General features: G+C 62.7%; 15 protein-coding genes and 1 other RNA gene. 9 read left to right on the top strand and 7 right to left on the bottom strand.

Annotated elements, in window-relative coordinates; genetic code table 11:
* Window positions 1–9: 9 nt before the first annotated feature.
* Both LMTR3_RS35470 and LMTR3_RS35465 read left to right on the top strand, forming a co-directional pair.
* Entirely contained in the window at window positions 10–3,345 is a 3,336-nt protein-coding gene (locus LMTR3_RS35470; RefSeq protein ID WP_065749570.1) for an adenylate/guanylate cyclase domain-containing protein, read from the top strand.
* A 142-nt stretch (window positions 3,346–3,487) separates the two neighbouring features.
* Entirely contained in the window at window positions 3,488–4,789 is a 1,302-nt protein-coding gene (locus LMTR3_RS35465; RefSeq protein ID WP_065749569.1) for an MFS transporter, read from the top strand.
* 49 nt (window positions 4,790–4,838) lie between these two features.
* Here the strand turns inward: LMTR3_RS35465 and LMTR3_RS35460 are convergent, their stop codons facing one another.
* Window positions 4,839–5,450: a TetR/AcrR family transcriptional regulator gene (locus LMTR3_RS35460; protein WP_065749568.1), complete on the bottom strand. Its 612-nt coding sequence runs from the start codon at window positions 5,448–5,450 to the stop codon at window positions 4,839–4,841.
* Window positions 5,451–5,558: 108 nt separating this feature from the next.
* Here LMTR3_RS35460 and LMTR3_RS35455 point away from each other — a divergent pair, with 108 nt between their 5' ends.
* A complete protein-coding gene (locus tag LMTR3_RS35455; RefSeq protein WP_065749696.1) occupies window positions 5,559–6,791 on the top strand; it encodes a cytochrome P450 in 1,233 nt (410 codons plus the stop codon).
* A 168-nt stretch (window positions 6,792–6,959) separates the two neighbouring features.
* On the top strand, window positions 6,960–10,607 hold the full coding sequence (locus LMTR3_RS35450) for an AsmA family protein (protein ID WP_065749567.1): 3,648 nt from the start codon (window positions 6,960–6,962) through the stop codon (window positions 10,605–10,607).
* Here LMTR3_RS35450 and LMTR3_RS35445 read toward each other — a convergent pair.
* Complete coding sequence (locus LMTR3_RS35445; RefSeq protein WP_065749566.1) at window positions 10,604–12,181, bottom strand: ABC-F family ATP-binding cassette domain-containing protein; 1,578 nt, start codon at window positions 12,179–12,181, stop codon at window positions 10,604–10,606. The genes LMTR3_RS35450 and LMTR3_RS35445 overlap by 4 nt on opposite strands.
* 289 nt (window positions 12,182–12,470) lie before the next feature.
* Between LMTR3_RS35445 and LMTR3_RS35440 the strand changes: the two genes are divergently transcribed.
* Entirely contained in the window at window positions 12,471–13,049 is a 579-nt protein-coding gene (locus LMTR3_RS35440) for a tetratricopeptide repeat protein (RefSeq protein WP_065749565.1), read from the top strand.
* 67 nt (window positions 13,050–13,116) lie between these two features.
* On the opposite strand, the gene LMTR3_RS35435 is transcribed toward LMTR3_RS35440, so the two are convergent.
* The 5 genes from LMTR3_RS35435 to ssrA all read right to left on the bottom strand — a co-directional run bounded on the left by LMTR3_RS35435 (window position 13,117) and on the right by ssrA (window position 16,336).
* On the bottom strand, window positions 13,117–13,374 hold the full coding sequence (locus LMTR3_RS35435; RefSeq protein ID WP_057846962.1) for a ribbon-helix-helix domain-containing protein: 258 nt from the start codon (window positions 13,372–13,374) through the stop codon (window positions 13,117–13,119).
* Window positions 13,371–13,559 carry a DUF4169 family protein gene (locus tag LMTR3_RS35430; RefSeq protein WP_065749564.1) on the bottom strand — a complete coding sequence of 63 codons (189 nt, stop codon included), beginning with the start codon at window positions 13,557–13,559 and terminating at the stop codon, window positions 13,371–13,373. Before LMTR3_RS35430 ends, LMTR3_RS35435 begins: the two co-directional genes overlap by 4 nt.
* Before the next feature lie 272 nt (window positions 13,560–13,831).
* Window positions 13,832–15,247, bottom strand: coding sequence for a class II fumarate hydratase (gene fumC, locus LMTR3_RS35425; RefSeq protein ID WP_065749563.1), 1,416 nt, complete (start codon window positions 15,245–15,247; stop codon window positions 13,832–13,834).
* A gap of 71 nt (window positions 15,248–15,318) precedes the next feature.
* Window positions 15,319–15,837 carry an SspB family protein gene (locus tag LMTR3_RS35420; protein WP_065749562.1) on the bottom strand — a complete coding sequence of 173 codons (519 nt, stop codon included), beginning with the start codon at window positions 15,835–15,837 and terminating at the stop codon, window positions 15,319–15,321.
* Window positions 15,838–15,979: 142 nt separating this feature from the next.
* Window positions 15,980–16,336, bottom strand: a transfer-messenger RNA (tmRNA) gene (ssrA, locus tag LMTR3_RS35415).
* Window positions 16,337–16,736: 400 nt separating this feature from the next.
* Between ssrA and LMTR3_RS35410 the strand changes: the two genes are divergently transcribed.
* The 4 genes from LMTR3_RS35410 to LMTR3_RS35395 all read left to right on the top strand — a co-directional run bounded on the left by LMTR3_RS35410 (window position 16,737) and on the right by LMTR3_RS35395 (window position 20,874).
* On the top strand, window positions 16,737–17,237 hold the full coding sequence (locus LMTR3_RS35410) for a tripartite tricarboxylate transporter TctB family protein (protein ID WP_065749561.1): 501 nt from the start codon (window positions 16,737–16,739) through the stop codon (window positions 17,235–17,237).
* Between the two features lie 7 nt (window positions 17,238–17,244).
* The gene (locus tag LMTR3_RS35405) at window positions 17,245–18,810 is read left to right on the top strand and encodes a tripartite tricarboxylate transporter permease (protein WP_065749560.1); all 1,566 of its coding nucleotides are present in this window, start codon (window positions 17,245–17,247) and stop codon (window positions 18,808–18,810) included.
* A gap of 111 nt (window positions 18,811–18,921) precedes the next feature.
* The gene (locus tag LMTR3_RS35400) at window positions 18,922–19,905 is read left to right on the top strand and encodes a tripartite tricarboxylate transporter substrate binding protein BugD (RefSeq protein ID WP_065749695.1); all 984 of its coding nucleotides are present in this window, start codon (window positions 18,922–18,924) and stop codon (window positions 19,903–19,905) included.
* A 174-nt stretch (window positions 19,906–20,079) separates the two neighbouring features.
* Window positions 20,080–20,874 (top strand): thymidylate synthase, encoded by a 795-nt coding sequence (locus LMTR3_RS35395; RefSeq protein ID WP_065749559.1) that lies wholly within the window; start codon window positions 20,080–20,082, stop codon window positions 20,872–20,874.
* The last annotated feature ends 12 nt before the right edge of the window (window positions 20,875–20,886 follow it).

Here is a 20,886-nt window from a genome sequence, read left to right as displayed (position 1 = left end):
GTCATTCATATGCAATGCCCTGGTTGCGGCCGTTTGAATCCGGAGACCGCGCGCTTCTGCTCCCAATGTGGCGCGAGGCTGAATCTGGTCTGCGAGGGCTGTGGCTTCGAAAGCGCAGCCGGGTCTCGCTTTTGTGGCGGGTGTGGGGCACCACTTTCAGCTCTCTTGGATGTTCAGCGCCTGGATCATTCCGCATCAACTGGGGCGTCTGGCACGACGAACAATGATCAGCGCCCCGAGCGACGCCAGGTTACCGCGCTTTTCATTGACATGATCGGGTCGACCGATCTGTCAGTTCAACTCGATGAGGAGGAGTTCAAAGATATCATCTTCAGCTATCGTGACACTTGCGCAAACGCTGTACGACGCTTTGATGGCACCATCATTCGCTATATCGGAGATGGGCTTCTGGTATGTTTCGGCTTTCCCGTAGCGCATGAGGATGATCCCGTCAGAGCCGTGCGTGCAGCGCTGTCGCTTCTGAACGACATGCGTCAACTCAACAGCCGAGAATCGTCGTCCAAGCCGCTGATCCAGGTGCGCATGGGCATGCACACAGGCATCGTCATTGCAGGTGATTTGCGATCATCAGGAACGTTCGAGACGATGGGTATCCTCGGCGATACTCCCAATATTGCGTCCCGACTGCAGCAAATGGCGCCTCCGGATACATTGGTAATCTCCGAAACGACCGCTCGGCTCGTCGGTAACCTGTTCGAACTTCAAAGCTTAGGTTCGCACCAAATCCGCGGTACACAGGGAGCAACTAGCCTCTACCAGGTTGTCGCCGAAAGGTTGGACTTCGGCCGTGATGCGCTGCGCGCCGTCCATCCGATGGTTGGGCGCGGTCAGGAGCTTGCCCTTTTGCAGGATCGTTTCACTCAGACGATCAATGGAGAGGGGCAACTCGTCCTCATTGCGGCTGAAGCTGGTGCCGGCAAGACACGCCTGATACGCGAGTTCAAGGAAGCGCTGGCAGGTGCAAAAGTATCGTCCATCACCTGCTATTGCTCCGCGTACAATCAGTCGAGTGCGCTGTACCCGATTATTGAGTTGATTCGCCGCGTGCTGAGACTGGATAGTCTCGGCACCGTCGAGGACAAGCTTGCGAGCATTGCAGAGGCCTTTTCCGGATTGGAGTCCGTTACCCCCGATGCAGTCGAGCTGATAGCTGAGCTCCTCGAACTGCCAGTGTCGTCATCGAAACACGAGTTGGCCCCGTCACAGCGTCGCGAACTCCTGCTTGATGTCATCACGCACTGGCTGCTTAGACAATCTGAACAGCTACCTGTCCTGTTTATCGTTGAAGATCTTCATTGGGCTGATGCTTCGACCAGCAGCCTGCTCGCCCGGCTAATTCAACGAATTTCGGCGCGGCAGGTAATGGCAATCTTCACGTTCCGGCCGGAATTCAAGGCTGAGTGGATGTTGGAAGCGCAGGGGACGCGCCTTGGCCTTCGCCGGCTCTCTACGATTGAGGCTCGAACCTTGGTCAAGCAGATCGTCGGTGCCTCGACCCTGCCGATTGATGTGATCGAGCTAATCGTCGCAAAGACGGGTGGCATCCCGCTTTTCATCGAGGAACTGACTAAGACGGTGCTTGAGGGCAGTGTGTCCGCTAGCAGCGAGGATGATCTGCGACTTGCATCCGCCGTGGACAGCATTCCCTCGACGCTGAGGGGGTCACTAGCTGCCCGGCTGGATCGTCTTAAGGTCGCGAAACCCCTGGCGCAAATTGCTGCAACATTTGGGCGTGTTTTTGATGGGGAAGTTCTAAGTGCGATCACCGGCGAGAGCGAGGCGGAACTTCGCGATCGACTGGCTGAGCTCCTGCGCGAGGATTTCCTGCAGCAGCACGGAATACTCGGCCAAGCCAAGTATTCGTTCCGGCATGCGCTCATTCAAGACGCCGCGTACGACTCGCTACTGAAACGCGAGCGTCAGGCATTGCATCGCAAGATTGCGGAGGTTCTGTCGAGCCGGTTTCCAGCCGTGGTAGCGGCGACGCCCGAAGTCGTTGCTCAGCATTACGCAGCCGCGAACCTCATTGAACCCGCCATATTGCATTGGGAAGCAGCGGGAAAAAAGGCTGCGGAGCGCTCGGCGAACGTGGAAGCCGCGAGTCACTTTGCGAGCGCACTGGCTGCACTGCGGCGCCTTCCTGATACAGTCGAGCGCGCGCGTCGCGAGCTCTCGCTGGAGATTGATCGGGGATCGCAGCTTCTCGCCACGAAGGGTAATGCTGCACCCGAGGTCGAAACCGTGTTCTCCCGCGCTTGCGAACTGAGCGAGCGGCTCGGGGAGCATCGCATGCTCTTTCGAGCTCTCTACGGACTCATGATGTTCTGCATCGTTCGAGGTCAACTTGAGAAGGCGAAGACGCTGGGCATGCGTCTGGTTGAACAAGCAGAACTGGCAAATGACCGCGATCTTCTGCTGCAGGCAAAGCGGCCGCTTGGGCTGACTCTTTTCTATCTTGGTCAATTCGCAGTTGCAAAAGCAACTCTTGAGGAGGCGCTCCGGCTGTATGATCCGGACCGGCACCATCATCACCGCTTTGAGTATGGTTCGGATCCTGCTGTTCTAGCCCAATGCAATCTCGCCTGGACTGAGTGGTTTATGGGCTTGGCCGACAGCGCCGTGGCGGACAGCGCTCAAGCAATTGATAGAGCCGTTCAACTCGATCATCCCCACAGTCTTGGGTTTGCGTTAAGCTTCGAAGCTTCGATTCGACAGGCGCGTGGCGAACCAGTCGAAGCCCTCGAGGCTGCCGAGCGAGCCATCAACGTTGGGCGCAAATATCGCTTTCCATATTGGAGTGCGTGGGGCCAAATGCTGCGGGGCTGGGCTGTCGGCAAACTCGGCGACTTGCGAGAAGGCGCTGCAGAAATCGAACAGGGCCTTGCAGACTATCGTGCTACAGGTGCAGAGCTGATGCGTCCATATGGACTCATGTTGCTCGCCGAGACAGTTGCGGCAGCGGGCGATGCGCAGCATGCACTTCATTTGCTCGATGAAGTCGCGGTGACCATATCGACGAAATTCTGTGAACCGGAGTTACACAGACTCCGAGGCGAATTGATCCTTGCTGGAAATCGGGGGAATCCAAAGGCTCTCGATCTTATCCGAAGAGCGGCCGACCTCGCGCGCGAAATGGGTGCTCAGGCGCTGGAATTGCGCGCGCTGCTCAGCTTGGTGTCGGCTATACAGGGCACTGAACGTGCCGCTACCTTGGAGAGCTTAGGCCGGCTCTACGGCCAAATGGCTGAGGGATTGGGCACTGCAGATATGATTTCGGCGGCTCGTCTGCTTGGTCAGACAACAGGACAGAATACGAGCGCCTGATCCGAGGCTCGAAGAACAACACTCCGCAGAGTCATGATCACCCCTGACTCAGGCGACGAAAGGTAAAACTTGGGGTCTTTCGGACATGGCCTTGTTCACAACAAGGTCGAATCACGTCTATTACTCCAACAGAAATCCCCCAATGCATCTCCCCTTCTTCTACGGCTGGCTGATCGTTGTGGTGACGTTCGTCACCATGGCGATCGGCGTCAATGCGCGCACGGCGTTCTCGCTGTTCTTTCCGCCGATCATTGGCGAGTTCGGGTGGGATCGCGGTGTCACCGCCGGTGCCTTCTCCTTCGGCTTTGTGGTTTCGGGCGCTGTCAGCCCGCTGATCGGCCGCATGATGGATCGCCTCGGGCCGCGTGCGGTGATGGAGCTCGGCGTTGCTCTGATGGGCGGCGGGCTGTTGCTGGCGCCGCTGACGACGCAGCCCTGGCATCTCTATCTCACCATCGGCGTGCTGGTCGGCGCGGGCAGCGTGTGCCTCGGCTATTCCGGCCAATCGCTGTTTCTGCCGAACTGGTTCATCCGCCGCCGCGGGCTCGCCATGGGGCTCGCCTTTGCCGGCGTCGGCATCGGCTCGGTGACCCTGCTGCCGTGGGTGCAGCACATGATCGAGCAGACCGGCTGGCGCACCGCCTGCACCGCGATGGGCATCCTGGTGCTCGCCGTGCTCGCGCCGATCAACCTTCTGCTGCGAAAGCGGCCCGAGGACATTGGTCTGGAGCCGGATGGCGACGCGGCGCCGTCGGCGACATCGGCCGCGCCTCGCTCGAACGTCGTCGATCCCGTGTGGGCCGCCACCGACTGGACGCTGCGCCGCGCGCTGCGTACCGCGCGATTCTGGTGGATTTCGCTCGGCTATTTCGGGGGCCTGTATGTCTGGTACGCGGTGCAGGTGCACCAGACCAAATACCTGCTCGACATCGGCTTCAGCGCCAACGTCGCGGTATGGGCGCTCGGCGTCGTCAGCCTGCTCGGCATACCGGGCCAGATCTGGCTCGGGCATCTTTCCGACCGGATCGGGCGCGAATGGATCTGGGCCATTAGCTGCGCCGGGTTTGCGATCTGCTTTGCGGCGCTGATCGCCTTGAAGTTCGCGCCGGTGTTGCCCCTGGTCTATCTCATGATCTTCACACAGGGCGCGCTCGGCTATGGCTTGACCTCGATCATGGGCGCGGTGGTGCTGGAAATCTTTCAGGGCAAGCAATACGGCAGCATCTTCGGCACCATCATGCTGGCGGCGCTGGCCGGCGGTGCTGCGGGCCCATGGGCGACCGGGCTGCTGTACGACCTGTCGGGCAGCTATACGCTCGCCTTTGCGCTCGGCATTGCCGTCAGCATCCTGTCGGCAGTGGCGATCTGGCAGGCATCGCCGGGCAAGGTGAGGGCGGTCGCGGGACAAATGCACAAGGCGCCCATCAAGCACGACCAGGCGTAGCCGCGGCGACGCGAAGCATCGTCCGCAGATGCGCGCAGCTATTCTCGTCTCATGCCGATGAAATTCCCATCGTCCGTTGCAAGTCGCCGATGGCGCGAAAAAAGCTGTCGGGCGGCGTGGTCTCGGGGTCGATCAGGCGGTGCAGGCGAAAGCCGTCCTCCAGCGCCAGCACCAGAGCGCCGGCCCAGGTCGGATTGAGTATAGTTGTTCTGCCGCTGTTCCTGGCGGTGGTCTCGATGATGTCGGTGACCAGCTTTCGCCGGGCGCGCAGCCGCTTGGCAAGTTCGGGCCGGCGCTTTTCGGCGCGTGCCACGAACAGGATCATTTCCATGTGCAGCAGGGGAGAGCGGCCGAGCGGATCCTGCTGGCTGCGGTTCATGGTCTTGAGCGCATCGATGAAGTCGGCGAGGTTCTTGTGCCGTTCGAGCAGATCGCGGATGCGCCCGATCGATTGCTCGACGTGATCCTCGAGCATGGCGATGATCAGTTCGTCCTTGCTCTTGAAGTTCGAATAAAATGCCCCGCGCGTGAAGCCGGCCGCCGCTGCAATCGCCTCGATGCTGGCGCCGCCAATCCCCTGTTCCTCGAACACGCGCGCCGCCGCCTCGAACAGCTTTTCGCGGGTATCGTCCCTTGTGGGTCTGGTTCGCACTCTTGACATCCGTCAAGTTTAGGCGAGAATGCAACTCAATACAACAATGTATCGAATTTCGACCGATCGGCCCCGGGAAAAACGCGCTGAATGGCGCACAGCCAGCAGGAGGTCACCATGAACGAGCATGTTCAGGCTGCCAGTAGCGCGCCGTTGTTCAATCCGCTGGCCCCGGAGTTCATTCGCAATCCCTATCCGCATTACGAGCGGATGCGCACCACCGATCCCGTGCATTTGACGCCGCTCGGCATGTATGTCGCAAGCCGCCACGCCGAGGTCAGCCTCGTCATGCGCGACAAGCGGTTCGGCAAGGACTATGTCGAGCGCACCGTCCGCCGCTACGGCCCCAAGATCATGGACGAGCCGGTGTTTCGCAGCATGAGCCATTGGATGCTGCAGCAGGATCCGCCGGACCACACCCGCTTGCGCGGCCTGGTGGTGAAGGCCTTCACCGCGCGCCGGGTCGAAGACATGCGCCCGCGCATCCAGCAGGTCGTCGACGAGACGCTGGATCGCGTCATCCCGCAGGGGCAGATGGACCTGATCGAGGATTTCGCGTTCCGCCTGCCGGTCACCATCATCTGCGACATGCTCGGGATCCCCGAGGACCATCGCGAGGCGTTTTATACCGGTTCACGCGACGGCGGGCGCCTGCTCGATCCGGTGCCGCTGTCGCCGGAGGAGATCAAGCAGGGCAACGCCAGCAACGCGCTGGCCGCGATGTATTTCCAGCAACTGTTCGATCTCAGGCGCAAAAGCCCGGGCGACGACCTGATCACCCAACTGGTGCAGGCCGAGGAAGACGGCAGCAAGCTCACCAATGAGGAACTGACCGCCAATATCATCCTGCTGTTCGGCGCCGGCCACGAGACCACCGTCAACCTAATCGGAAACGGCTTGCTGGCACTGCATCGCAATCCAGACCAGCTCGCGCTGCTCAAGGCGAGACCCGAACTCATCACCAACGCCATCGAGGAATTCCTGCGCTACGATTCCTCGGTGCAGTTGACCGGGCGGGTGGCGCTGGAGGATATCGACGATCTCGGCGGAAAGCGCATTCCGAAGGGCGAGAGCGTGCTGTGCCTGCTCGGCTCGGCCAACCACGATCCGGCAGTCTATCCTGATAACCCGGAGCGGCTGGATATCACCCGGCCCAACGTGAAGCCGCTATCGTTCGGCGGCGGCATCCACTTCTGCCTCGGGGCCCAGTTGGCGCGAATCGAGGCCGAGATCGCGATCTCGACCCTGTTGCGTCGGCTACCGGACCTGCGGCTCGATGACGCTGTCAATGCGGAATGGCGGCCGACCTTCGTGCTGCGCGGCCTGAAGCGCCTGCCGGCGAGCTGGTAACGCCCGGACGGGCGGTTTTGGACCCTGGCTCCGCCGATCCGGAGCCGGGCGGGGCTCCTGTCAGTATGCCGCTGTGACTTCGCCGTACTTCTCTCTATATTCCGGGCTGCTCCGGGGCCGGGTTCGACGTGGCGTGGCCTACGCCGGGGCCGTTCAAGAGGAGACACCGTGCAGACGACGCTGCTCGGCCTGGCCATCGCCTTTATCCTTGCGCTGATCGCCGCGCTGGTCGGGCCGTATTTCATCGACTGGAACCAGTTCCGGCCGCAATTCGAGGCTGAGGCGAGCCGAATCATCGGCGCGCCGGTGCGCGTCGGCGGCAAGCTCGATGCGCGCCTATTGCCGGCGCCGTCGCTGCAACTGCGCTCGGTCGTGGTCGGCGGCGTCAACGATCTCGGCAAGGTTCGCGCTGACAAGCTCGACGTGGAATTCAGCCTGGGTTCGCTGATGCGCGGCGAGGTGCGCGCCACCGAATTGACGATCAACCGCATGTCGCTCGATCTCGGCCTCGATTCCAGAGGACGGATCGACTGGCCGGCATCGACCGGGACGTTCAATCTGGGTTCACTGGCGATCGATCGGGTCAATCTGACGGGCCGCATCGCCCTGCATGACGCGGTCAGCCGCTCTACGCTCGAATTGAACGACATCGCCTTCAGCGGCGACGTGCGTTCGCTGGCCGGTTCGATCCGCGGCGACGGCAATTTCATGCTGTCGGGCACGCGCTATCCGTTTCGGGTCTCCTCGGGGCAGGGTCCCGAGGGCAACGGCACCCGCGTTCATCTCAATATCGACCCGGGCCAGCGTTCGCTCGCCATCGATCTCGACGGCCTGCTGAACTTCGATTCCCGCGCGCCACGGTTTGAAGGCGCGATAACGCTCGTCGCTCCTCCCGGCCAGAAGGGCAAGGGCAACGATCCACCGTGGCGTATCGCGGCGAAGGTCAAGTCCGACTATTCGGCGGCACGGCTGGAGCAGGTCGAGGTGACCTATGGCGCCGAGGAGCGCGCCCTGAAGCTTGCAGGCAGCGGCGACATCCGTTTCGGTGCGACGCCGCTGTTGCGCGCGGCGCTGTCGGCACGTCAGCTCGATGCCGACAGGTTCGTTGCCAAGGAAAATGGCAAAGACAACTCGACTGAGCCGGCTCGCGCGCTGCCGGCGCTGCAGGCGCTCAGCTCCGTCATTCCGCATCTGCCGATCCCAGCGCAAATCGAACTCGCCTCCGAGCAGGTCATGCTCGGCGGGCGCCCATTGCAGGACATCGCGGCCGAGCTCGAAGGCGATGCCAAATCCTGGCGCGTCCACAGGCTGGAGTTCCGTGCGCCCGGCGCGACCAGGGTTTCGCTCAGCGAGGCCGGCGCGAAGAGCGCTGTACCGGACCGCTTCAAGGCCGCGCTCAGCGTCGAATCCTCCGATCCCGACGCGCTCTTGACCTGGCTGCAGGGCCGCGGCGACACCGCTTATCGCAGCCAGAAGCCGCTTCGCCTGCGCGGCGACATCACCATGGCGCCCGAAGGCTTTGCCATCGACACCATGAAAGCCGACATCGATGGCGGCACGGTGGAGGGACGGGTGGCGGTGTCGCACCGGCAAGCCGATCACGGCTCCCGGATCGATGCCGAACTGAAAGCGGCGCGTCTCGATCTCGATGCCGCCACGGCCTTTGCGCGGTCGCTCGTAGGGCCGCAAGGCGAGTGGCCGGACGAGGGGAAGCTCTCGCTCGATATCGGTCGCGCCACCTCCGCCGGCCAGGAGCTATCTCCGCTGCTCGCCAGGCTGGCTTACTCGCCGGCGAAGATATCGCTCGAGCAGTTGAAGATCGGCGAGCTTGAAAGCGTGACGCTGGACGGGGCGGGCAATTTCGACCGCGTCAACGCGACCGGATGGTTCGCGCTCAATTCGAGCGCCGCCTCGCTCGGCCGGCTGACCAGCCTGATCGTTCCCTTTTCACCGCCGCTGGCCGCGCGGCTCAATGCGATGGGGACGAGCCAGGGCCCGGCGCGCCTGAAACTGGCGCTCGATCTCACCAAAAATGCCGGGCCGTCCGATCGCGTCCAGGCGCGCGCCACGGCCGAACTCGACTCGCCGCTGCTCAAGGGCACCAGCACGATCACCGCCAGACCTGCCGTCGCAGCGATCCAGGGCATCGATCTGGTCGCGCTCCAGCGCAGCGAGGTCTGGATCGATTCGAAATTGTCGTCGGAGCAAGGTCGCACTTTGCTGGCATTGCTCGGCCTCGATCGCGCCATCACGGCGGGCGATGGCCCCGCGCAATTCGAGAGCACCGCGACGGGTGCGTGGGGTGCGCCGCTGCGGCTCAAGGCAAAGATCTCGGGAACGGGACTCGATGCCGAAGCGGAAGGCTCCGCCGAACCATGGGCGCCGGAGGCAAAGGCAGTTCTCGGCCTGAAAGTTCGCAGCGCCGATTTCGCCCCGCTGCTCGATCTCAAACCGGCGGATACGCTGGCGCAGAACATCGGCCTGTCCTCGCGCGTGCAGCTCACCGGCAACAAGCTCACCTTCGACGATCTCGACAGCAGCGTCGGCGGTTCGCGCCTGCGCGGCCGCGTGGCTGTGATGCTCGGTGAGGAAAAGGAGTTCGAGGGTGAAATCGGCGCCGACCAGCTCGCGCTGACGCCGGCCCTTGCCCTGGCGCTCGGTGCCGCCGGACACGATGCCACCGAGCCGCTCGGCCCCGGGCTTGCGAAGGGTTGGCGCGGCAGCATCGCGTTTCAGGCGTTGCGCGGCCTGCTTCCGGGCGGAAGCGAATTGCAGCCGGTGAGCGGGGTGGTCAAGAGCGACGGCCAGTCGCTGACCTTCGATGCCATCAAGGGCAAGATCGGCGGCGGCGATGTCACGGCCACGATCGATGCAAGGCCGGGCGCGCACGGAATTGTCTTGAACGCGAGCGTCCAGCTTTCCGGTGTCGACGGCGCGGCGCTGCGCTATCGCAATCTCGCGATGCCTGCTGGCCGCGCGTCGATGCAGATGACGCTGACGACCCAGGGCCGCAGCGCCTCGGCGCTGGCGGGCGCGCTGTCCGGCAGCGGAACGCTGACGCTGGACGCGGCCAGGATATCAGGCCTCGATCCGCGCGCTTTCGAGGTGGCGGTGCGCGCCAATGACAACGGGCAGGCCAAGGACGACGTTCGATTGAAGCAGATCGTCGAATCCGCCCTTCCGGCCGGCGCGCTTGCGGTGCCTTCGGCGCAAATCCCGTTCACCGTCAGGGACGGCCGGCTTCGCGTCGGCGCGACGACGCTGGACGGCAACGGCGTGCGGGCCATCGTTTCCGGCGGATACGATATCGCCGCCGATCAGGCCGATATCCGCGCCGCCCTTTCGCTGACGATGACGACCGGGCGTCCGGAGATTCAACTGCTTGCCGTGGGCACGCCCGATGCGCTGAGCCGCAGCGTCGACGTTGCCCCGTTGTCTTCGTGGCTGGCGGTGCGTGCGATCGATCACGAAACGCGAAGGCTCGATGCCATCGAGCGCGGCGAGCCGCCGCCGTCGTCGCCGCCGCCAATCGTACTGCCTACGGAGGGACAGTTGCCGATTCCGGAGGCGGTGCCGAGCGCGCCGGTCGTCGCCCCAAAGGGGCGCGACCCACGGCGACCTCCGGCGAAGAAGACGACCGCGCCGCGTCCGCCCGTCGTCAACGCGCCGCCGGCGCCTGTCGCAGGCCAGCCGCAGGTTGCGCCGCTGCCGCCGCCGATCGACGTCAGGCCCGCGCCCGGCGCCGCCAAGCCGAAGCCGCGCCCGCCACTTGCGCTGACGCCGCAGCTCGCCAATCCACCGCAGCGGTCCAATTAGCCGAGCGCGATCTCCCGCCCGATTCCGATCGCCTTCAGAAACGCCTCGTCGTGGCTGATCGCGATCAGCGCGCCATCGAATCCTTTTAGCGCGTCTTCGAGCTCCTCGATCGAGGCGAGATCGAGATGGTTGGTCGGCTCGTCCAGCAGCAGGAGCAGAGGCGGCTGCGGTCGCGCGAATACGCAGGCCAAACCCGCGCGTAGCCGCTCGCCGCCGCTCAGCGTCGCCGCGAGCTGCAGCGCTGCCTTGTTACGGAACGCAAACCGCGCCAGGGCGGCGTGCGCCGCGTTGGCCGTGAACTCCGGATTGAGGCGCCGCAGATTGTCGAGAATGCTTAAGCCAGGATCGAGCAGGCCGACATGCTGATCGAGCACGGCAATACGGTCGGTGAGGCGGCTGATATCGCCGCTCGCGGGGTTCAACTCACCGGTGAGCAGGCGGAACAAGGTGGTCTTGCCAGAACCGTTGGCGCCGCGGATGGCGATCCGCTCGGGTCCGCGAACCCCAAACGACAGCGGTCCGAACAGACGGCGCTCCGCAAAGGCCATCACCACGTCCTTGAGGACGACGAGTTCGCGGCCGTCGGGCAGATGGGTGCGCGGCAGGTCGATCGAAAGCGGCGTCAGGATCTCGACATGGGCCTTGGCGATTTCCAGCGCCTCAGTGCGCTCGCCGAGCAGGCGGCTGGCAAGCCCGCTTTCGCGCGCGGCGCTGTTCTCGGCGCGCTCCTTCTCGCGGTCCATGAACATCTTGTCCTCGATGCCCTTGGCGCGCCAAGCGCGGCCGGCCTTGTCGCGGCGCGCCTTCTTTTCCCGCGCCTTCTGCACGGCGCGCTCGGTATTGCGTAAGGCATCCGAGGCGCGGTCGAGGTCATCGGCGGCGCGGGCCCGCGCCGCCTCACGCGCCTTTGCAAACTCCGGCCACGCACCGCCGAACAGGGTGACGCCGACCTGCGTCAGTTCGACGATGCGGTCGACGCGTTCGAGCAGCGTGCGGTCGTGGCTGGCGACGAGCACGCCGCCCTGCCAGCGTTCGAGCATCTGCGCCACGGCCCGCCTTCCGTCAGTATCGAGATTGTTGGTCGGCTCGTCCAATAGCAGCACGTCCGGTGCCTCTATCAAAAGCCGCGCCAGCGCCACCCGCGTTCGCTCGCCGCCGCTCAAGGAGACGATCGGGCGATCGAGCGGAAGCGACGGCAGTCCGGCTTCGACCAGCGCCGCTTGTATTCGCGCTTCCAGCGTCCAATCCGCCTCGCTCGCGTCATCAAGCGATCCTTCGCCGCGTTCGAGCCGGCGCAGGCGGGCGAGGCCGCCGGCGACGCCGAGCGCTTCGTCGGTCGTCAGCCGTTCGTCAGTCAGTTGCGCGAGCATGCCGATCGAGCCGATGCGTTGCAGCGATCCGCCGGCAGGTTCGATCTCGCCCGCAATCAGGCGCAGCAATGAGGATTTGCCGCAGCCGTTGCGGCCGACAAGCCCGGTGCGCTCGCGCCCTATGGCGAGCGTCAATCCGTCGAACAGCGGGCGTCCGTCAGGCGTGGCGAGGGAGATGGAATCCAGAACGAGAAAGGCAGGCATGGAGAGCTTCCGAAAATGGACTGAGGTCGCGAGGCGTGGTCAGCTTTGCGATGTCCATTTCTCTCTCCAGGGGGTCTCTACGCTTCTTCAGCAGGTTTTCGCCGGTTCCGTCGGCCGCTTTGGCGGGGACTGCAACGACCGTCGATTAGATACGCATTGCCGTCATTCGTCCAGCCAGGCAGGGCGCAGACGATTTGCGCGCGGCCTGGCGGGAATACTTCATTCGCGGCGGGGTCTCTACTTCCGGCTGGACCATGGCTGCGCTCACGCAGAAAAACCGGAGATTCGCATGATGAAGTCGGCAATCAAGTTCGCTACGCTAGCGTTGTTTTCAATGGCTGTGATGGCATCGCCGCCATCCGTTCCGGCCTTTGCCGCGGGAGGCGGCGGTGACCCGCCTTCGGCCAGCCCGCCGCCGCCGGACACCAGATCCGCTCCCAAATCGACCTCGAAGTCGAAGAAGAAGGCCCCCAAACAGTCGAGCACCGACGATGATGCGTTTCGGAAAGCCTACCGTGCCGCGCATGCGACGATCTATGAGCGCAACGACTTTGCTGGGGCCATCGAGCAGCTAAAGGCGCTCGGCCGTGACGACAATGCGGATGTTGCCAATCTGATCGGCTATTCCTATCGCAAGCTCGGCGACTACAGGCTGTCGCAGGCTTGGTACGAGCGCGCGTTGAAGACGGATCCGAACCACGTGCTGACCTGGCAGTATTACGGCCTGTGGCAGGTCGAGCAGGGCAATCGCGACCAGGCGTCGTATCATCTGACGCGGATCGCGGCGATTTGCGGCGCAGCTTGTGAGGAGTATCGATCGCTGGCCGCGGCGCTCGAAAAGCCGCCCGGCACCGGACTCGCTTATTGAGCTTATGACTATTGAGCTTATGACGTAACAGGGCGGGTGCGTTGCGACGCGCTCGCCTGGTCGAGGCCTACGCCTGCGGCCGCGGCGCGTCCGGCGTGGCGGCCGGCATGGCGCGGGTACGGAAATAGTCGAGCACGAAGAGGCGGATCGCCGAGGACAGGTTGCCCTGCTGGCGATTGCTGTCGATCTCGCCGACGAGTTCGGACAGCGTCATGTTTCGCAGGCCCGAGATTTCCTTCATCCCGTTCCAGAAAGCTTCTTCGAGGCTGACGCTGGTCTTGTGACCGGCAACGACGATCGAGCGTTTGACGACGGGCGACTTCATGATGCGTCTCCGTCCTCGAGCTTGTGCTGGTCCAGAAGATCGCCGGCGCGATCCTTGCGACGTTCATCGAGCGCGCGATCGGCCTTGGTCCGGCCAAAGCGTGCGCGGTTGGCATCGGCCTGCTTTGCCGATTGTTCCCGTTCAGTACGCTTCTTGAATCGCTTCAGATTGATCACGTCTCCCATGCTCGCCTCCATCATCCGGCGACTCGAAGACATGATGATTCATGGGGCGGAAAAACGTCGCGTCGCGCGCAAGCAAATTTGATGGTCATTCGGAATCCCCGTCTACCGGCTCTGATAGCATCAAATACATTTCGCTCTGCGAAAAATCGAATAATTCCTGCTCCTACCATGCGTCAACACAACGGCGATAGATGATCCACCTCATTCTTCAGGTATCATCCATAATTTATATCCCTCATCCGTAGTTTCCCGGGGGGGGGGCGAAGCGGCGATCAGCCCGGGTGTGTCATTTTGTCCGGCTGCACCAGGCGTTCGAATTCGGCGGCGTCCACAAACCCGAGGCGCACAGCCTCTTCCTTCAAGGTCATTCCGCGCGCGTGTGCCGATTTTGCGACCTTCGCCGCGTTGTCGTATCCGATCTTGGGAGCCAGTGCGGTGACCAGCATCAGCGAGCGCTCCATCAATTCGCGGATTCGCTTTTCGTCGGCGCGGATGCCCACCACGCAATGTTCGGTGAACGAGCGCGCCGCGTCCGACAGCAGTTGAATGGAATGCATCATACAATATGCCAATACGGGTTTGTAAACATTCAATTCGAAATGCCCCTGGCTGCCGGCGACGGTGACGGCGGTCTGGTTGCCGAACACCTGACAGCAGACCATGGTCATCGCTTCGCACTGGGTCGGGTTGACCTTGCCGGGCATGATCGACGAGCCCGGTTCGTTTTCCGGCAGGATCAATTCTCCGAGACCGGAGCGTGGGCCCGAACCCAACAGGCGAATGTCATTGGCGATCTTGAACAGGCCGGTCGCCACCGAATTGATCGCGCCATGCACCAGCACATAGGCGTCGTTGCAAGCCAGCGCCTCGAACTTGTTCGGTGCGCTGGTGAAGGGCAGCCTTGTGATTTTCGCGACATCCCTGGCGAACAGTTTTGCAAATTTCGGCTTTGAGTTGAGACCGGTTCCAACCGCGGTGCCGCCTTGCGCCAACGGGAACAGCTCCTTCACCGTGCTTCGCAGCCGCGCGATCCCGCTCTCGACCTGCGCGGCGTAGCCCGAAAATTCCTGCCCCAGTGTCAATGGCGTTGCGTCCTGGGTGTGGGTTCTCCCGATCTTGACGATCTTGGCGAACGCCTTTTCCTTCTTGCGCAACTCGCGATGCAACTCGTCGAGCGCCGGAATCAGGTCGGCGACGATGCGTCCGGCGGCAGCGATATGCATCGCCGTCGGAAATGAATCGTTCGACGACTGACTCATGTTGACGTGGTCGTTGGGATGAACCGGTTTCTTGGCGCCGAGTTCGCCGCCCAGAATCTGGTTGGCGCGATTGGCGATCACCTCGTTGAGGTTCATGTTGGTCTGGGTGCCCGAGCCGGTCTGCCAGACGACCAGCGGGAAGTGATCGTCGAGCTTGCCTTCGATCACCTCGCGTGCGGCTCGGACGATGGCGCTGGCTCTGCGTGCATCGAGCAGTCCGAGCTCCCGGTTGGTTTGGGCGGCGGCGAGCTTGACGATACCGAGCGCATGGACGATCGCGATCGGCATGCGGTCCTGGCCGATCTTGAAATTCTGTCGCGAGCGCTCGGTTTGCGCGCCCCAATAGCGGTCGGCGGGAACGTCGATCGGACCGAAGCTGTCGGTCTCGCTGCGGGTAGATTTGTTTCCGGATGTTTTTGCTCGAGCCATGCGTATGTCCGTTGCGCCGTGAAGGGGCGGAACGCGTACACTACAGCGTAGCGGAGTTTCTCGCGCTTAGATTATTTCTTGCGGAAACGATCCAGTCGCACCACTTCAGCGCCTTCGCTCGTCTTCGCCGGCTCGTCGTCCTTGATCTCCTCGGCGGGCTCGGGCGCAGCGGCGGGCAAGGCGGACGGCGCGGAAACCGCCGGCAGCTTCGCCGCCGGTGCTTCTGCCGCCGTTTCCGACGGCTCGAATTGCAGGCCGAACTGTACCGACGGATCGAGGAAGCTCTTGATCGCCGCGAACGGCACCACCAGCCGCTCGGGGATGCCGCCGAACGACAGGCCGACCTCGAAGCGATCCTCCGTCACCACCAGATCCCAGAACTGATGCTGCAGGATGATCGTCATCTCCTCCGGATATTGCGCCAACAGCCGCGGCGACAGCTTCACGCCGTCGGCGGTGGACAGGAAGGTGATGAAGAAATGATGCTCGCCGGGCAGGCCGTGTTCGGCCGCGTCAGCCAGCACCCGGCGCAGCACTCCGCGCAGCGCGTCACGCGCCAGCACGTCATAACGGATGTGATCGGTCGCCATGGTCGTCCTGTCAGGTTTTATGGCTGCCGGTCCCCCGACTCGCCCCTTTGCCCCTATGCTACCCCGGCGGGAGCCGCAGGTCAGCAGGCGCGACGGATCGAATTTGCAGCAACGGCTCCGTCGGCCGGAAATGAAAGAATTAAGTGGAGGCTTCTGTTGCCAGGTGCCTCCGAACCCCGCCTAGCGGAGCTTAACCCGCTAGGACTTCAGATCGGTCTTTCAAACTGCGTTACGCAGCCTGAGCAACCGGAGCATAGTTGTCGTTTGCAACTATTGCATAGCCCGATAACGGCGGAACAATACCGGGAAAAAACTCGTCCTTTACGCCCTCGTCGATCCTGGTTCGCCCCCGCCGAAACCCACCACGGGAGGGTGGGCTTGGGTGGAGGCGCCGGGTACTGCCCCCGGGTCCGAATGGTTTATTGCGACGGTCATTTATTTCCATAGCCGGCGAACCGGCGCTGCCAATATAGGGTGCAGGCTCGGAGAAAAACAGGGCCAAAGGCGCTGAACAGGAGGGGAACAGGCACCGCACTTTCGGTTTGCTGTCGCTCAGTTGCGGTTTCGCCACGGATTCGACGATTCCCAAAATGTGCCGTTCGCGTTCATTGCACGAATTATACGCAGTTCGCCGCCACCCCAACGCTCGCCCGCGGAGTTCGTAACGTGATCGGCAATTCACTCGCGTGTGTTGCAGCGCGCCAACCGGAAAAGTTGCGATCTCTGCGCCCTTTACAGGTCTGATAGCGGCTTTGGCCGCTCCGTTTACCGTCGGCGCTGCGAGTGTTTGGGTTTTGCTGGCGTTGTCTGAGGAAAGTCGCTAGGCAGTTTCCGGGACAAGTATCCAGGTTATCCAAGCAAACCGGGCGAGAAGCCCGTCTTGGGGAGGAGAGATATCCATGAACGCTACGCCGGGCCATGCGCCGGTCAAATCCATCATGCCGAAATGGGTTCGCAACCCGCAGGAGTTTGTCGGCGGAATTGCCTTGATGGCGATTGCCGTGTTCGCCCTCTGGGCGTCGAGCGACCTGCAGGGAATGCGCGGGTTTTCGTTCGGCGCCGGTACCGCACCGCGGATGTTCGGGTTTTTGCTGCTGGGACTGGGCGCCCTCATCACCGTCGTCGGCGTAGTCACCGAAGGTCCCCACCTTGCGAAATACCATTGGCGCGGACCGTTTTTCGTTACGGTTGCGATCTTGACGTTCGCCTTCACGATCCGGCCCATGGGGATGATCTTTGCCGCCATGGCGGCCTTCTTGATCGCGGCATGCGGGTCACCGGAGACGCGGTGGACGGAGACGCTGATCGTTGCCGTCTGCCTGACGGCGTTTTGCGCCCTGTTGTTTCCATATGCGCTCGGCCTGCCTTTGCAGCTCCTGCCGACTTTCATGATCCGGTGAGGGTGCGATGGGAGATATCTTTACAAATCTTGGACTCGGCTTCGGCGTCGTTTTCCAGTTCGTGCAGTGGACACCCGCCTTTCTTGGCGGAATTTCCATTCCGATCCCGGTCAATATTCTGCTCTGCCTGATCGGCGCTCTGGTCGGTACGCTGGTTGGCGTGCTGCCCGGCATCGGCACCATCGCTACGGTGGCCATGCTACTGCCGATCACCTTTGGCCTGCCCCCGGTAGGCGCGCTGATCATGCTGGCAGGCATCTATTACGGCGCGCAATATGGCGGCTCGACCACGTCGATCCTGGTCAATATTCCAGGTGAGGCCGGCTCGGTGGTCACCGCGCTCGATGGCTTCCAGATGGCGAAGAAAGGTCGCGCCGGCCCGGCGCTCGCGATCGCCGCGATCGGATCGTTCTTCGCCGGCTGTGTCGCGACCGTGCTGATTGCCCTGCTGGGCGCGCCGCTCACCAGGATTGCGCTGGCATTCGGTCCTGCCGAATACTTCTCGCTGATGGTGCTCGGCCTGATCTTCGCGGTTGTGCTCGCGAAAGGCTCGGTGCTGAAGGCAATCGCGATGATCGTGATGGGCCTGCTGCTTTCGATGGTCGGATCCGACATCGAGACCGGCGCGTCTCGCATGGCCTTCAACATTCCCGAACTGGCTGACGGACTTGGCTTTGCCACGCTGGCGATGGGATTGTTCGGCTTTGCAGAGATCATTCGCAATCTCGATGCCGGCGGCGAAACCGATCGCAAGCTGGTCCAGGAGAAGGTGTCGGGACTGATGCCGACGCGCAGAGATCTCAAGGAGACGACCCCTGCGATCTTGCGCGGCACCGTGCTCGGATCGATTCTCGGCATTCTGCCGGGCGGCGGCGCCGTGATCGCATCATTCGCGGCATACACGCTCGAGAAGAAGGTCGCGAAAGATCCCTCGAAGTTCGGTCATGGCGAAATCCGCGGCGTCGCAGCACCCGAGAGTGCCAACAATGCCGCAGCCCAGACTTCGTTCATTCCATTGCTGACGCTTGGTATTCCGCCGAACGCGGTGATGGCGCTGATGGTCGGCGCAATGACGATTCACGGCATCGTGCCCGGTCCCCAGGTGATGCAGAAACAACCGGACCTGGTGTGGGGCATGATTGCCTCGATGTGGGTCGGCAACCTGATGCTGCTGATCATCAACCTGCCGCTGGTCGGGATATGGGTGCGGCTGTTGCGCGTGCCGTACCGGTTGATGTTCCCTTCGATCGTGGTTTTCTGCTGTATCGGCATCTACTCCGTGAACAACGCGCCAACCGACGTCATGATCGCCGGTGCGTTCGGTTTGGTCGGCTACTGGCTGATCAAGCACGATTTCGAGCCGGCGCCGTTGCTGCTCGGGATGGTGCTCGGGCCGCTGATGGAAGAAAACCTGCGCCGCGCACTGCTGATTTCGCGCGGCGACTGGTCAGTCTTCCTGACACGCCCATTGTCGGCGCTACTGATGGCGATTGCAGCCACGTTGCTTATCCTTGCGGTGCTGCCGTCGCTGCGCAAGAAGCGCGATGAGGTGTTTGTGGAATCGGAGAACTGACCTGCGTCGGTGCGCCGCAGCCCGAAGTCTGGTCGACTTCCGGCTAATTTTCTATGCCATGGAATATGCCGGCCGGCGGGCTCGGCATTGCAACAGATCCAGGAGATCAAAATGAACTGGTACGGTCGCTCGCTTGCGAGCGGTTTTCTGGCAGTGCTTGCGGGACTGGGCTTATTTTCTTCGCAGGCTCAAGCTCAGGCTTATCCGACGCGCAACATCACCATGATCGTGCCGTTTGCGGCGGGCGGACCGACGGACGTCATCGCGCGCATCGTCACCGGCCATATGGCGCAGACGCTCGGTCAAACGATCATCATCGAAAACGTGGTCGGCGCCGGCGGCACCACCGCCACCACCCGCGCCGCGCGCGCCGCCAATGACGGCTATACGCTGATCACAGGGCATATGGGCACGCATGCGGCTTCTGTGCCGCTTTATCCCAAGCTCGCCTATCATCCGGAAAAGGACTTCGAGCCGGTCGGACTGCTCGCCGGCACGCCGATCCTGATCCTGGCGCGCAAGGATTTTGCGCCAAAGGACCTCAAGGAATTCATCGCCTACGTCAAGGCGAACGAGTCCAAGGTCAACGCGGCGCATGCCGGCGTCGGCTCGGTCTCGAACGTATCGTGCGAACTGCTGAACTCGGTTCTGGGCGTCAAGCCGATCGGCGTTCCCTTCAACGGCACCGGTCCGGCGATGAACGCGCTGGTGGCCGGTCAGGTCGACTACATGTGCGACCAGATCGTCAATGCCGTGCCGCAGATCAACGGCGGCACCATCAAGGCCTACGCCGTGGCGACACCAGAGCGTAACCCGTCCTTGCCGAATGTTCCCACCACTGCCGAGGCCGGCCTACCGGCCTTCCAGGCCCAGGCATGGAACGCGATCTTCGCGCCCAAGGGAACGCCCCCGGATGTCGTCGCCAAGTTGAACGCTGCGATCGTCAAGGCGCTCGACGACGAGGCCGTACGCAAGCGCCTGCTCGAACTTGGCAGCGTCATACCGCCTGCCGCCGATCGTACGCCGGCGGCGCTGGGAACGCTGGTGAAGAGCGAAATCGCGAAGTGGACCCCCGTGGTCAAGCCGGTGAATTAATCCCTGTAATCAGACGGATAGGCGAGGGGCGGAACGTGGGTTCCGCCCCTTGTCGTTTGTTCGGAGAGCGATCATTTTTCCGGGTATAATCGGTGCGCGAAGCCGAATCGGCGTGTCGATCGGGTGTCCCGGCCGCTAAATTCGCCGTTCCGACAAAGGCCTGAAGCACCAGCCATGAACCAGTACCACGACCTGCTCGAACGCATCCTCAGCGACGGTGCGGAGAAGCACGACCGCACCGGCACCGGCACGCTGTCGGTCTTCGGTCATCAGATGCGGTTCAATCTCTCGGCCGGTTTTCCGATGCTGACCACCAAGCGGCTGCCGCTGAAGGCGATCGTGCATGAATTGCTCTGGTTCCTGGCCGGCGACACCAACATCAAATATCTCAGGGATCACGGCGTTTCGATCTGGGATGAATGGGCCGACGCCAACGGCGATCTCGGCCCGGTCTATGGATCGCAATGGCGCTCGTGGCCGGCGCCGGACGGGCGCAGCATCGACCAGATTTCCAACGTCATCGACATGATCAGGCGCAACCCGGATTCACGGCGGCTGATCGTGACCGCCTGGAATCCGGCCGACGTCGACAAGATGGCGCTGCCGCCCTGTCACTGCCTGTTTCAGTTCTACGTCGCGAACGGCAAGCTCTCCTGCCAGCTTTATCAGCGCTCGGCCGATGTGTTCCTCGGCGTGCCCTTCAACATCGCGTCCTATTCGTTGCTGACGATGATGGTGGCGCAGGTGACCGGACTGAAGCCCGGTGACTTCGTGCACTCGCTGGGTGACGCGCATCTCTACTCCAACCACCTCGAGCAGGCGCGGCTGCAACTGACGCGGCCGACGCGGCCGTTGCCGGTCATGAAGATCAATCCTGACGTGAAGGATATCTTCGCGTTCCGCTACGAGGATTTCGCGCTCGAAGGCTACGATCCGCACCCGCACATCAAGGCCGAAGTGGCTGTATGACCGGCGGTGTGA

This window comes from Bradyrhizobium sp. LMTR 3 (assembly GCF_001693485.1).
Lineage (GTDB): Bacteria > Pseudomonadota > Alphaproteobacteria > Rhizobiales > Xanthobacteraceae > Bradyrhizobium.
This window is presented reverse-complemented; position numbering and strand designations above follow the sequence as displayed.

Excerpts from the sequence above, each read along its gene's own strand:
- LMTR3_RS35470 (WP_065749570.1), top strand. The coding sequence starts at position 10 with ATGCAATGCCCTGGTTGCGGCCGTTTGAATCCGGAGACCGCGCGCTTC.
- LMTR3_RS35465 (WP_065749569.1), top strand. The coding sequence starts at position 3,488 with ATGCATCTCCCCTTCTTCTACGGCTGGCTGATCGTTGTGGTGACGTTC.
- LMTR3_RS35460 (WP_065749568.1), bottom strand. The coding sequence starts at position 5,450 with ATGTCAAGAGTGCGAACCAGACCCACAAGGGACGATACCCGCGAAAAG.
- LMTR3_RS35455 (WP_065749696.1), top strand. The coding sequence starts at position 5,559 with ATGAACGAGCATGTTCAGGCTGCCAGTAGCGCGCCGTTGTTCAATCCG.
- LMTR3_RS35445 (WP_065749566.1), bottom strand. The coding sequence starts at position 12,181 with ATGCCTGCCTTTCTCGTTCTGGATTCCATCTCCCTCGCCACGCCTGAC.
- LMTR3_RS35440 (WP_065749565.1), top strand. The coding sequence starts at position 12,471 with ATGATGAAGTCGGCAATCAAGTTCGCTACGCTAGCGTTGTTTTCAATG.
- LMTR3_RS35435 (WP_057846962.1), bottom strand. The coding sequence starts at position 13,374 with ATGAAGTCGCCCGTCGTCAAACGCTCGATCGTCGTTGCCGGTCACAAG.
- LMTR3_RS35430 (WP_065749564.1), bottom strand. The coding sequence starts at position 13,559 with ATGGGAGACGTGATCAATCTGAAGCGATTCAAGAAGCGTACTGAACGG.
- fumC (WP_065749563.1), bottom strand. The coding sequence starts at position 15,247 with ATGGCTCGAGCAAAAACATCCGGAAACAAATCTACCCGCAGCGAGACC.
- LMTR3_RS35420 (WP_065749562.1), bottom strand. The coding sequence starts at position 15,837 with ATGGCGACCGATCACATCCGTTATGACGTGCTGGCGCGTGACGCGCTG.
- LMTR3_RS35410 (WP_065749561.1), top strand. The coding sequence starts at position 16,737 with ATGAACGCTACGCCGGGCCATGCGCCGGTCAAATCCATCATGCCGAAA.
- LMTR3_RS35405 (WP_065749560.1), top strand. The coding sequence starts at position 17,245 with ATGGGAGATATCTTTACAAATCTTGGACTCGGCTTCGGCGTCGTTTTC.
- LMTR3_RS35400 (WP_065749695.1), top strand. The coding sequence starts at position 18,922 with ATGAACTGGTACGGTCGCTCGCTTGCGAGCGGTTTTCTGGCAGTGCTT.
- LMTR3_RS35395 (WP_065749559.1), top strand. The coding sequence starts at position 20,080 with ATGAACCAGTACCACGACCTGCTCGAACGCATCCTCAGCGACGGTGCG.